Genomic DNA, 12,622 nt, shown 5'->3' on the forward strand with positions numbered 1-12,622 from the left:
CTTTTTAAGCGTGAACCGCTGCGTTTGTTTCATGTCTGCTTAAAATTTCAAGACCGTATAAATTTAACTTTCGTGTCTCCGGCAAGAAAAGATGGTTTTCTTCTCTGATTTCTTCCCCGTACATGTTATCAATCTGCTCTGCAATAAACTGTTGAAGGATAGGAGCCAGTCCTCCAATATAAATATATTTATAGACTTTATCTTTTGGCGATGGAAATAGATTTTCAACTTTTGTTAATAAAATTTGCGTGTATTCTCTAAGCGAAGCGTGAATAGGCTCCGTGAGATCTACTTTTTTCCCGCTGTTGCCGTCTCTTTGCTCCATTTTTGCTTTATGGATATTGGCAATAATAAATTCTTCTAATGAACGAACATCATCAAAATACTCAAGCAGCTTTTCATTTCTTAGCTTTTCAATATGCTTCAAATATGAAATATCCGTAAGACACTTCAACGAATTTCTGCTTTTAGGAGCTTGAAGTCCTGCTGGAAGCAGTGCCAGGTCAACCGTACCTCCGCCCAAATCTACAATTAGTGTTTCAAAATGTTTGAATGCATTTGCTTCTTCTCTATCTTGTAATTCAAAATCTTTTTTGATCGCCCAGCGAGCCACTTCGCTTTCAATACGGCATTTGCTCGTTTCAATGTTCACAGTGACCGTTTTTTCTAAACCAGGAGTCAATACCGTTACCGTATGCTCTCCTTGAAAACGTTCGGCCATCTTCTGCTGCATTTCACTGAATTTATTTGTTTTCTTAAGCAGCCAAATCGGAAGCATAGTCGAGAAAAAATTAATCGTCACATGATTATCCTCTTTGTCTTTTCCTTTAAGTATGTTGTAATAAGCAACTGAAGCTAAAAACATCACATAAGGAATATCAGATTCAGTTTTATTATGTAACTTATTAATATGGATATTGCCTAGCACGTGTTTCTCTGCGGCGTCTCCTACTAAATAATACTTTTCTACTCCTTCAATTGTGGTAGAAATCAGTAGATTTTGAAGAAGTAATTCCGGTTCATTTACACTTGAAGGAAAATGACCCTCTGCCTGATCTTTTGTGATTTCTACTACGTTTGTAGGAATTTCATAGTAATAACCATCCACTAGCGTTTGAAAAATTGAGTTACCAAAATCAACGTTTTGACGTTTGATATCCATCCTTGTTTCTCCCCTTTATCTTTTCGTGACAACACTAATAAGTATATATTTTCCTCATTTGTTTGTCTAAGTATTTAAATAATTTATGTTATTCGAAATTGACAATTAATTAATTTTAGACGGCTACTGTAATTGAAAAGCGCTTGAAATGCTTCTTTTTACCAGTACCCCTTTTTACAAAGAATGTAACATGTGACGCTGTGACTTCCCCTTAAATTTTTCGTAATATAAGCCTTTCTTTTATTTTTTAGAGACACGAGAAAACAAAGAGGTGGAAACATAATTAAATCAACCCAATCGAAAGACGAACAAATGAGATAAATGAGATAAATGAGTTGGACTGCTTTTTACACCGCTGGTGATTTCCGTGCAGGACTTCGCTTTCCGCGGGCGGCCGGTGAGCCTCCTCGTCGCTTATGCTCCTGCGGGGTCTCACCTGTTCCGCTTTTCCCGCAGGAGTCTTCGTCTTGCCCTCCAATCACCAGCTAGAAGCAGCTACATACATGAAACCTACGTTCATCATAACAACAAAAAACCCGAACCATCAATTAGATTAATAGTTCGGATTTAACGTCAGCTAAAATATTTTTGTCCCAGCCTCTAGGCTTTTTTATTTATTAATAACGCCATTTGTCTTTTTTTCTTTGCGGATTTTCTGGCAGTTTACTGAAGCCTATTTCTTCAAGACCTTTTTCTAACGTCGCTCTTGTTTTGATTGTTCCAAAATCGACGCCTAAATCAACAACGGTTTGCGCGATTTCCGGACGTATTCCGGTAATCATCGTTTTAGTGCCGATAAGCTGTAAAGCTTTTACGATTTGAAAAATATTGTCCGCTACCATCGTATCGACGATCAGAACACCTGAAATATCAAATATTAAATAACTCAGCTGCAGCTGAGCACTTTTTTCTAAAGCCGTTTCCATAATAAGCTGCGAACGATGCGTATCAATTTGTCCAACGATTGGCATCACAGCGATTCCTTCAGAAAGAGGAACGATGGGAACTGATAATTCTTCTAGCGCTGCATAAGCGCGTTTTATGGTTTCGGTATTATGTTCTTCGTAAATTTCGACAAATATATGATTAAGCTGATCAAGCATCGGATCAATTTTTTTACTTACATCAAGCATCGTAATAGGAGCAAACTGCTTCTGCTGCAGCTCTTCTGTAAAAACACCCCATATCACTGTTCGAAACAGCGCGAGTGATTTTAACGTTTGACTCAACGAAAGTCCGTTTTCCACAGCCACTTTTCCTATATCTGTACCCCACTGAATGATTTTCTTTAAAACGACCGAGTACTCTTCGAATAACGACTCGCCTAAATACTCAATGAGTTCTGCTCTCCATTTTAAAACTTCACTTTCTTCATGGTAAACAAGCTTCCGCTTATATTCAGAGTCCATCAGATCAGAAAATTGTATCGCTAATTCCTGTTTATTATCGATAATTTTCTTCCCTATATATAACAACTCATCCCTCATTTTTTTCTTTATCTCCTTTAGTTAGCAGAATTAACGATTACATTTTATAACAATAGTTATATCACAGACAATATAAAAATATAACTGAAATGAAAAAATTGTTAAGCCCTCCCTATTTGCTTTTCCCGACTCTTCTAATCGGTATAACGATCATAAAAATGATTGAGATTTCAGCGTTTGGGTAAAAACCTATTAAGAAATTATTTCTATACTTATAAGGGGGATTTATCAATGAGCAAACATAAAGGAACCGTTAAATCGTTCAATGAATCGAAAGGATCTGGATTTATCACACCCGAGGACGGATCAAAAGAAGTGTTCGTTCACTCTAATGCAATCGACCGTGAGGAATATAAAAATCTGTCAGAAGGACAAAAAGTAGAGTTTGAAATCCAAGAAGGAGCTAAAGGACCGAGCGCTATAAAAGTACACCCAGTTGACTGATAGAGTGATGTTTACATACAGGTTATGAGTAGACTCTCGAATCGAATACTCTTCGAATAAAAACACCTCTTCGACTTTCGTTCGAACGAGGTGTTTTTTATATAATGCAACTAATTCTACATTCAAAATTAGTTACTAGTAGCTATTAAAAAAACAGTTCTAAAGTTGTTGGACAAGCATCCAAATATTTCCTCTATGAGTGAATACAGTATAGAGTACTGCAAAGAAAGGGTGATTATTATAAAAAAGTATTATTTCCATTACAATGATAAAGATGATAAATATTATGTAGAAAAATCTTATCCTCACAGGAAGAAAGCTTCCCTTAACAATAAGAAAGAGCAACATCAAGAAGATGCTCCTGAGGAAGCACGCGGCTGGACTTATGGTCTCGAAGAAGATAGCTCTGAAGAATCACAAGTTTGGACTTATGGACGCGCAGAAGATTTCTATGAGGAATCACATGATTGTGCTTCTAAATGTAAAGAAGATAAAGACAAAAAAGGAAGCACGCGGGAGTCAGCATTTAGAGCGCTCAACTTAACGATGCCTCAAAATGTTCCTGCAAATACGTTTGTAAAAGCCGTTTTCCCAACTGAACAATTTGATTTAGCAAATGAATATAACCCGATTACTTCTACCTTCCGCCCCAAAAAAGATGGCGTATATTCTATCATTGCTACAATTGGATTCTCTCCTAACGACCAGATGCTAGATTATAGAACTCGCATTGAAATACGTGTAAATGGGACAACCGCTATCGCTATCGATAACGATTTCTTTGGCGGGAACACACCGTTTGTTAATGCGGTATCCGTGTCTACTATTTATAATTTAGAAGCTGGAGACCGCGTTGAAGTTTTTGTTCAAAGCAGCATAGCCGGTACAATCGTCACATCCGAAGATGGTTCACATTTTGAAGCAGCAAGATTTCCTTCTCCAACAAATAACTAACACTAGCTTTTAGACAAAAGCATCAATCCCCTCTTTTTAGATCGCTTCATTTCTCTAAAGGAGGGGATTGATATGAACATTAGTGGTCTAAAGGTCCGTAGAAAATTTTTAAGTGTTTGTATGTACATAATTCTTTAGCAGATTTATAACATTAATCCAGTGTATAAAATCATGTACTTCTATGTAGTCTGCTACCTCACTCACGCTTGCTTCGCTAACTTTTCCGTTACGCTGCCAAGCTCTTCAACTAACCGACTTAAAAATTCCGCCGTCTGGTCGATAGTCTGCAGCGATTGCAGCTGACGCACGGAAGCAGAAGAAATGCTGCTGCTGCTTGCGGCTGATTGGTTCGCAAAAGCGGTCATCTCGCTGACGGCATGGAGCACCTGCGTAGATCCGGCTGCTATTTGCTGTGCGGAAGCAGCCGTTTGCTGAATTTGTTCATGAACGTATGTAGATGCGTCGGCGATTCGGTTAAAAACATTTTCCGCTTCGTTGGCTAGTAAAATACCGTTTTTTACATCAGCAGTTCCTGATTGAATGAATGCTACGGCTTGAGACGTTTCTTGCTGAATATGCTGAATGAGTCTTGCTACTTGTTCGGCTGACTGATTGGATTGTTCTGCAAGTTTGCGAACCTCCGCTGCTACGACCGCAAACCCTTTACCATGTTCGCCTGCGCGCGCTGCTTCAATTGCAGCATTTAGCGCCAGTAGATTTGTTTGTGCAGCAATGCCTGAAATCACACTCATAATATCGTTGATTTCTGCAGAACGTTCTTTTAACTGATGAATAGCGCTAGCTGCATGCTGAACAGAAGAATCGATTGTATGAATTTGTTGAATGGCTTCTTGAATTTTTTCTTTTCCCTGCGCGGCTTCATTTGCTGTTTGATCAGAAGCTTCGCTGACTGCCGCTGAAGCCTCGGCTATTTTGGTTACGCCTTGCGTCATCTCTTCTAGAAACTCACTGCTTTTTTGAGCCATTATTACCTGCTGGTCCGCTCCTGCGGCTAGTTCTTGCATTGAAGCCGTCGTATGATGACTAGCTGCTTGCGACTCTTCTAAGCTTCCCTTTAAGTCAGCAACCGTTTGTCTTACCTGACCATTCGTTTCATGCAGTTTTTTCATCATGTCATAAATGATATGCTGCTTTTGTTTATTTTGCTGCTGAAGCTGTTTTGTATAATTTTTCTTTGAAGTAATTTGCCAAGCGGTCGCCCCTGATGTAAAAAGCAAATACGCCGCGTGAAGGCACAGCATCGAAAAGGAATAAGAAGACGTTCCGAAAATAATCGGCGTGAAAAATGGAACAAAAAATCCCACTAGATGCTCGATGACAAAAATACCCGTCATTAACAATAAAAGCTTTACATTTTCATAGTAGGAAAGAATGGCTATCACCATAAAAATTGAAAAATGATACTCGACCATTCCTCCTCCGCCTACAATCGTGCTGATGCTTGAAAACGTGAGCGTTAGCGTCACAAACGCAGGTACTAGCTCATGCTTTTTAACATACAGTACAAGCAGCACGCCAAGAAAAAGAATAGGAAGCATCAAAAAGATCAATGACACTTCGCCTGGCGTTGAATTATGTTCCATCGACATGCCGGACATCTCCATCGGCCAAATACGATGAATGATATGTATGAGCAGAGAAAGTATCACTGCTCCGCTTGATAAAACAACCATTAATTTATGTTTATTCATATTTCTCCCTTTCTATATTAGACAATACTTTCTTTATCTATAGAATCGGCTACAGAGTGGTTTTTTTTATAGAAATTCACGTTATTTTTCCCCTGTCGTTTTCCTTCGTACAGCGCTTGATCCGCCTGTTTTAACAGTTCTTGAAATGATTCTCCGTTTTCTGGATAATAAGCGGCTCCGATGGTCGATGTAGCTGTAAAGATGCAGGATTCAATACTCCATTCTTTTTGAAGCTCTCGATGAATTCGTTCCATGATCTGCTGAATTTCCTCGCGCCTTTCAATGTGCCGAAGTAAGATCACAAATTCATCCCCTCCGAGGCGATACACTTCGTCACATGTGCGAATGCAAGACGTTAACCGATGCGCGTACTGAATTAAAAATGCATCGCCAATATCATGACCAAATTGATCGTTCACTTCTTTAAAATTATCACAGTCTAAAAACAGCAGGCCAAATCTTTCCTTTTGCTCGATCGCAGCCTGCACTTGTTTTTGCAGCATCATTCGATTCGGCACCCCCGTCAAACTGTCATGAAACGCCTTAAACTTCAGCTGATTTTCTAGGTTTTTTTGCGCAGTAATATCAGTTTGAATCAGCACGTAGCTTGAGATGCGGTGATGAATATCGGTCAGCGGAACAATGGTCTTATGGCTCCACACGATGACGCCTTCTTTTGTTATGCTTTTGACTTGCCCTCTCCAAACCTTTCCTTGGCCAATACTTTCAAGAACCCGAAAATCATAGCTTACATCAAATAACTCGTATGATTGTCCAATTAGCTCTTCTTTTTCATAGCCAAATATCGTACAGAACATATCATTGACATACCTAATCGTTCCATATGGATCCAGGACGCTTACGATTGCGGACTCATCAAGGGCATACTTCATGTTTGCTAAATCTTTCACCGTGTTTTCCAGCTTTATTTCAGCTACCTTTTCCTTTGTAACGTCCTGAGCAATCAAGTAAATACCCATCCATTCATTTTCCACGATGATGGGCACGTTTGTAACATATAAATAAATCATTCCTTTTTCTTTGTGCCACGCTTGGATTTCTTTGCTGTAGCTTTGGTCGTATATGATGTGATGCAGAGGCAAAGCACGAACATCAATCTTCAGTTCTTCTAGAAGCTGCATGTAAGAACTATTGATGATCTCCTGCGTATCGTAGCCGAACATTTGCTCACAGGCAGGATTTGCTTGAACAATTTTACCGCTTAGATCCATCATACATATGGCGTTTTCATGGTTCATAAAAAGCGACTTATACCGCTCCATACTTTGGGCTAAATCTTTTTTTAACTTTTGGATATTTTTACTCATCACCAATAAGTGCGTACTATTGTCGGTATCATCAAAAATGGGGGTAAGCGTTGTTTCAAACGCTTCAGCTTCATCTGAGAAGGTATTTATGTCATGGTAGGTAACTGGCTTTTTTGTTTCCATCGCTTTTATATAGTAAGGGTAAAGAGAGTGATACGCCCGATCAGGGAGTACGCTTTCTAGCCGCATGCCCACTTCTCCTTGGTACCGTACAAGCTTAGCAGCCGCTTTATTCATTTTTTTATAATAAAGATGTTGGTTCTTTACTTCCGCCAAAAAAACCAGCTCATTCATTTGATCAAAATAAAATTCAAACATATGATCTTTCAACATGATAGGATGCATCTCCTTCGTTTTTTCACAGATGAACGCCCCCTGTACTTTACACTTCTGTATGAAATATACACTAGATCTTTTCACACACAAACTCAACTTTAAATGTACAAACAGTAGTTCTTTTGTATCATTACCTACCCTCCTTCACAAGAAGGGTAAACATGATGAACAAAAATAAAAGAGATTGAGGCATAACAAACCACTAGAAGCACCTACATACATGAAAGCTATCTTTACCACAACAATAAAAAGATCCGAACGCGTTTGATTCTAAATCAAACGCGTTCGGATCTTCCGTCAACTAAGCTACTTTTATTCCAGCCTCTTTTTTAAATCTACTTAATTCCGTAATATTCTTCAAGCGTAATGCCTTTACTCTTAATCGCCTGCGCCACTGGTTTGCCTACATAGCGCAAATGCCACGGCTCATATTTATAGCCGGTTACCGCGTCTTTCCCTTTTGGATAGCGAATAATAAATCCGTATTCTGCTGCGTGGGCATCGAGCCAACCTGCTTCTTTTGTTCCGCCAAAGCAGTCTTGAGCAGCACATGTGCCGTCTCCTTTTGTTACATCAATTCCAAGACCTGTTTCATGTTCACTCGTGCCTGGCAGTGCGCTATAAGTTGCCGCTTTATCATAACCGTCTCGTTGAACATACGAACTAAAAAGCGCGCTTTGCGTTGCATGTGAACGGTAAGCTGATACGCCAAGAAGTGTAACGCCTTGTTTTTTCGCACCCGCAAATAACTGTGCAATAGCAGAGGCTGCTTCACTGCGCATTTTTTTCTTTTCCGTTTGTTCTTTGAATGTAAACGGAATCGTTGTATATACTAAATCTTTCGGAACGTAGTTTTCCGGAAGCTTGTTTTGTTTATTCACAACAACTTGTATACTTTCAGGGTTCGAAACCACTTTCATCCCAGCTAATGCTCGTACGTATTGACCGCTTACATAACCAACCTTCCCTTGATACGTAATTTTTAGCCAGCCGTTTGCTGCTTTAGCCGTTACGTCGAGCTGTGTGCCGGCTTTCAGTGTTGCCATAACCGCACCAGAAGTTGAAGCAGTTGTTCGAACATTTAAATTCGCCGTTGCCACATAGACAGAAGCCTCCGGAGCTGGAGCTGGAGCCGGTTCAGAAGAACCCGTTGATTCTTTTACGTACTGCGTGCTCACGTAACCCGTTTTGCCTTGATAGCTTACTTTTAGCCAGCCGTTCGCTGCTTGTGCTGTCGACGTTAGCTGCGTGCCTTGTTTGACCGTTACAACAATCGCGCTTGACGTCGATGGACCGCTTCGAATATTTAAATTTGCCGTTGTTACATAAGTTTTGGTCGTTGAACTCGCTGACTTTTTAACATACTCACTGCTTACGTAGCCCGTTTTGCCTTGATAGCTTACTTTAAGCCAGCCGCTTGCTGCTTGTCCAACTACCGTTAGCTGTGTGCCTTGTTTAACTGTCGCAATAATCGCGTTGGACGTCGATGGAGCGCTTCGAATATTTAAATTCGCCGTGGTTGTATAGGTTTCCGCTGCTGCGCTTGCGACAGTTGGCTCACCCGTAAAATGTAAGGAATGAAGACCAAGAGTTCCAGCTCCTACAAGTGTAAAAGCAAGACCTGTTACCGCTAATTTTTTGTAAAATCTTTGTTTGTTCACTTCTGTCATTTTTTATACCTCATTTGCAAAATATAATAGAAATACATGTTGCCAGTTTAATAGATTAAGTGAAAACAGGATCCGATGTTTAAGCTCAATCTTAAACTAGCCACACTAAATAAAATCATTTGACGTCTAGAGGCTCTGTACATTTGTTCGTTCCAGCTAGCACGTACTTTTAGAATACCGGATAATCGTGTCAAAAGTATATCAAAATATTTCAAACTTGTTTCCAAACTGATACATTTTCAACAAAAATAGAATAATAGAGCAAAAACAGCAAAAAAACCCTTACGTTTACTCCCAATGGCTTAGGGTAAAAAACAATTAAAAACAAAGATTGAGATGGTGATAAAATGAACACGGCAACGGATTTTTCCTCAACTGCGTTTCGAAAACCTCACACATTAAAACAGCATATTTTTGATACGCTTCATTTCTACTACCCCGCTTGTATTGACCAAAAAAACGGCGGGTATATCCATGAATACTACGACGACGGCACCGTCAACAACACGCATTCAAAGCACTTGGTAAGTACGGCGCGCTTTATTTATATCTTCAGTGTAGGGGCTCTTTTAGACGGACCGGATTGGTGCAAAGAAGCAGCTCAGCACGGCATTCATTTTCTACAAAACAACCATTATGATAGAGAGCACGGCGGGTATTTTTTTGAAATAGCCGATGACGGAGAAGTCAAAGATGATTCTAAACAAGCATATGGCCACGCTTTTGCTCTTTTAGCTTCTTCCATCGCGTACCAAGCCGGCATTTTAGAAGCAAAAGAAACAATTGAACAGGTCTATGACGTGATGGAAAAGTACTTTTGGGAAGATGCGCACGGCTTTTACCGAGACGAATGGGACGCATCGTGGTCAGCTTCTTCTTTGTACCGCGGCCAAAATGCAAATATGCATATGTGTGAAGCGATGCTTTCTGCCTTTGAAGCAACAAGAGATAAAAAATACGTAGACCGAGCGTACACGCTTGCAAAAGGTGTTACTCAGCAGCTTGCTGAACGATCTGGCGGCATGATTTGGGAGCATTATGATACAGACTGGCAGCCAGATTGGGACTACAATAAAAACGATACAAAAGATGAATTTCGTCCGTACGGCTTTATACCAGGACATCAGTTTGAATGGAGCAAGCTGCTTTTATGGCTTGATCGGCACCGTTCGGAAAACTGGATGACAGAACGTGCAAAGTATTTGTTTGATAAGGGATGGAACCAAGGCTGGGATGCTAAGTACGGAGGTCTTTACTTTGCGCTGTCTCCTCAAGAAGAGGTCATTGACCCCGATAAAAACTACTGGGTGATGTCCGAAGCCATTTCTGCGGCTTCACTGCTCGGGGTAAAAACCGGAGACAGCGGATATTGGAAAGCATACGACGCCCTGTTCTCCTACTCTCAGAAACACTTTATCGATCACACATATGGAGGCTGGTATCAGCTGTTAAATCAACAAAACGAACGCTACAGCTCGAAAAAAAGCCCGGCTCCTAAAGCCGATTATCACCCTGTGGCAGCTTGCTATCAAACGCTGATAGCACTGAATTCTCTCTAAGATAACAATCATAAAGAAACCGTTTTCTTCCAAATGCGTTTATTTTGTTTATTTAAGGGAATTTACTTACTAACAATCATTGTTTCTATATTTCATAAAAAGCACGACTATATATATAAGGAGTGAAGATGATGTATTTTTACGCGTTAGCACAAGGAACAGATTCTGGAGACCCAGTAACACTGCATCATGAGAAGCAGTTTTCGAAAAAAGAATTTCTAGCGATGTTTAACGAAGCATTAGATGAGTTGGATACGCATCCATCTCCAAGCGCTGTCGGTGAATACCTTTGCCGTGCATACGGATTTCAAGAAATTGAAATCGAGACGGGTGTTGTCTGCTACTGCGCTCCGTTTAGAAAGCTAGACGACTCAGATATTATAGAAGACCGTACGTACATGGACGCCACAACAGGGACACTAAAATACAACTAAATAGAAAACGAAAGGTTGGATGCGTGTGAAGACCGTCCAGAACATTTATCGAACGAGTGAAGCTGTACCAGAATCGGGCGCTTACATTTGTGCGGAAGGTGAAATTAAACTTTTTCAAAAAGATGATCTTTTTACACCTTGCCCGCACACACGTGAATCAACGACGTGGAAGCCCGTAGATGATGCCTTTTCAACCGGAGAATTGGTTCCACAAACCGGTCGCTATACCGACGAAAACGGCAATCAAGTAAAGCTAAAAGAAAACGATTTATTCCCAAGATGCCTTCGTTCAGGTGAGCCTACGACGTGGAGGCGAGGATAACAAACAACAAAGAGGCTGGAACAAAAATAGTTTAGCCAAAGTGAAAAACGAACCATTAATCAACATGTTTGATGAGTGGTTCGTTTTTTGTGATGGTGAATATAGTTTAATCTATTTTGTTCCTTCTAGCAGTTGATTGGATTCATTTCGTTATGTCTCAACCTCTTTTATTAAAGCTTATTTAAAAAATGAGTTCTTTTTTCTTCCTTTTAACAGATCGCCCGTCCACCCTTTCATTCGTAAATAGAGATAAATGGCAATGGTCGAAAGAACGATTAAAATGAGTGCATAGATATAGCCAAACTTCCAATCAAGCTCCGGCATCCCTTTAAAGTTCATTCCCCAAAGGGCTCCAAAAGCCGTTAAAGGCGTACTGATGGCTGTCAGCAGCGTTAAAGCTTTCATAATCTCATTTCCTCGATGAGTCGACACAACTTCTTCTAATTTAATTAACGCGTCAAATTCTTTTTGATATTGTTCAATTAGCGTTAAGCCGATTTCGATTTTTTTGCACATCCGCTGATATTGAATCGTTTGGTTAATTTTTTTATGAAACGCTTCTTCTATTCCCATGGTAACTTCTCGAACAGAACTGATTAAATTTGTCCATATAAGCAGGTCATACCGCGCTTTATGAATGTCATCTAACACGTCGATGTTATTATTATGGCGCACTTCCCACAGAAGCTCTCTGAAATGACTTTCAAACTGATCAAACCCATTTAAGTGTTTTTTCATAATTTCGCCTAAAAGAATAAAAAAACTTTCCGCCGTGTTAGCAGCCTGCTTCATGCGTTCAATCATTCGTTCATGATTGGTGTTCTCAAGGATTTTCAAATCGATTCCTGCCGTTATAATAAATTCCTCAGTAATATAAAAATGAAACGAATCGTAATTTTTTTGATCAAACGACTTCTTATGATAAATCAGTGAACCATAAATGAGCTCACTTTCTCCTATTACATCTACTTGAATATGATTAGAATTTTCCTTTTGAAGCTGCTGGCAAAACCATTCATCTCTTGGATACTGATAGTCTTTGATTATATCAGCTATTCCATCGGCTTCTTCTAAATCAAACTGATACCATTTCCACTGATCGCTCGTCACGGTATTCATACTTTCCCTCTTTCCCCTTTTATTAAAATTTTTCCCTATATACAATCACTTAAAACCTCACACGCAAAATAAACATACATTTCATATCCATCTTT

The 12,622-nt window shown here is 39.7% G+C and carries 11 protein-coding genes and 1 pseudogene; 5 read left to right on the forward strand and 7 right to left on the reverse strand.

Annotated features, from left to right (window positions below):
- Positions 1-4: 4 nt before the first annotated feature.
- The 3 genes from MKX72_RS17490 to MKX72_RS17500 form a co-directional block, all read right to left on the reverse strand.
- Entirely contained in the window at positions 5-1,162 is a 1,158-nt protein-coding gene (locus MKX72_RS17490) for a ParM/StbA family protein (RefSeq protein ID WP_034268326.1), read from the reverse strand.
- Between the two features lie 347 nt (positions 1,163-1,509).
- Positions 1,510-1,644: a hypothetical protein gene (locus tag MKX72_RS17495; protein WP_255256570.1), complete on the reverse strand. Its 135-nt coding sequence runs from the start codon at positions 1,642-1,644 to the stop codon at positions 1,510-1,512.
- A 135-nt stretch (positions 1,645-1,779) separates the two neighbouring features.
- Positions 1,780-2,649, reverse strand: coding sequence for an STAS domain-containing protein (locus MKX72_RS17500; RefSeq protein WP_098627636.1), 870 nt, complete (start codon positions 2,647-2,649; stop codon positions 1,780-1,782).
- Between the two features lie 231 nt (positions 2,650-2,880).
- On the opposite strand from MKX72_RS17500, the gene MKX72_RS17505 reads away from it, so the two are divergent.
- Together MKX72_RS17505 and MKX72_RS17510 are read left to right on the forward strand one after the other, a co-directional pair.
- Positions 2,881-3,093: a cold-shock protein gene (locus tag MKX72_RS17505; protein WP_033580178.1), complete on the forward strand. Its 213-nt coding sequence runs from the start codon at positions 2,881-2,883 to the stop codon at positions 3,091-3,093.
- Positions 3,094-3,534: 441 nt separating this feature from the next.
- Positions 3,535-4,047, forward strand: a pseudogene (locus MKX72_RS17510) (hypothetical protein); the annotation flags it as partial.
- A gap of 200 nt (positions 4,048-4,247) precedes the next feature.
- Here the strand turns inward: MKX72_RS17510 and MKX72_RS17515 are convergent.
- The 3 genes from MKX72_RS17515 to MKX72_RS17525 all read right to left on the reverse strand — a co-directional run bounded on the left by MKX72_RS17515 (position 4,248) and on the right by MKX72_RS17525 (position 9,093).
- On the reverse strand, positions 4,248-5,759 hold the full coding sequence (locus MKX72_RS17515; RefSeq protein WP_155007817.1) for a methyl-accepting chemotaxis protein: 1,512 nt from the start codon (positions 5,757-5,759) through the stop codon (positions 4,248-4,250).
- A gap of 17 nt (positions 5,760-5,776) precedes the next feature.
- Entirely contained in the window at positions 5,777-7,420 is a 1,644-nt protein-coding gene (locus tag MKX72_RS17520; protein WP_186808513.1) for a sensor domain-containing diguanylate cyclase, read from the reverse strand.
- A gap of 338 nt (positions 7,421-7,758) precedes the next feature.
- Positions 7,759-9,093 carry an SH3 domain-containing protein gene (locus MKX72_RS17525; protein ID WP_155007815.1) on the reverse strand — a complete coding sequence of 445 codons (1,335 nt, stop codon included), beginning with the start codon at positions 9,091-9,093 and terminating at the stop codon, positions 7,759-7,761.
- A gap of 347 nt (positions 9,094-9,440) precedes the next feature.
- Here MKX72_RS17525 and MKX72_RS17530 point away from each other — a divergent pair, with 347 nt between their 5' ends.
- The 3 genes from MKX72_RS17530 to MKX72_RS17540 all read left to right on the forward strand — a co-directional run bounded on the left by MKX72_RS17530 (position 9,441) and on the right by MKX72_RS17540 (position 11,408).
- Positions 9,441-10,652 (forward strand): AGE family epimerase/isomerase, encoded by a 1,212-nt coding sequence (locus MKX72_RS17530; protein ID WP_155007814.1) that lies wholly within the window; start codon positions 9,441-9,443, stop codon positions 10,650-10,652.
- 128 nt (positions 10,653-10,780) lie between these two features.
- Positions 10,781-11,086 carry a hypothetical protein gene (locus tag MKX72_RS17535; protein WP_230624686.1) on the forward strand — a complete coding sequence of 102 codons (306 nt, stop codon included), beginning with the start codon at positions 10,781-10,783 and terminating at the stop codon, positions 11,084-11,086.
- A 19-nt stretch (positions 11,087-11,105) separates the two neighbouring features.
- On the forward strand, positions 11,106-11,408 hold the full coding sequence (locus tag MKX72_RS17540) for a hypothetical protein (RefSeq protein WP_016764991.1): 303 nt from the start codon (positions 11,106-11,108) through the stop codon (positions 11,406-11,408).
- Positions 11,409-11,585: 177 nt separating this feature from the next.
- Here the strand turns inward: MKX72_RS17540 and MKX72_RS17545 are convergent, their stop codons facing one another.
- Entirely contained in the window at positions 11,586-12,527 is a 942-nt protein-coding gene (locus MKX72_RS17545) for a magnesium transporter CorA family protein (protein ID WP_034264451.1), read from the reverse strand.
- Positions 12,528-12,622: the final 95 nt, after the last annotated feature.

Origin of the sequence: Priestia sp. FSL R5-0597 (assembly GCF_038006305.1) — a bacterium.
Lineage (GTDB): Bacteria > Bacillota > Bacilli > Bacillales > Bacillaceae_H > Priestia > Priestia zanthoxyli.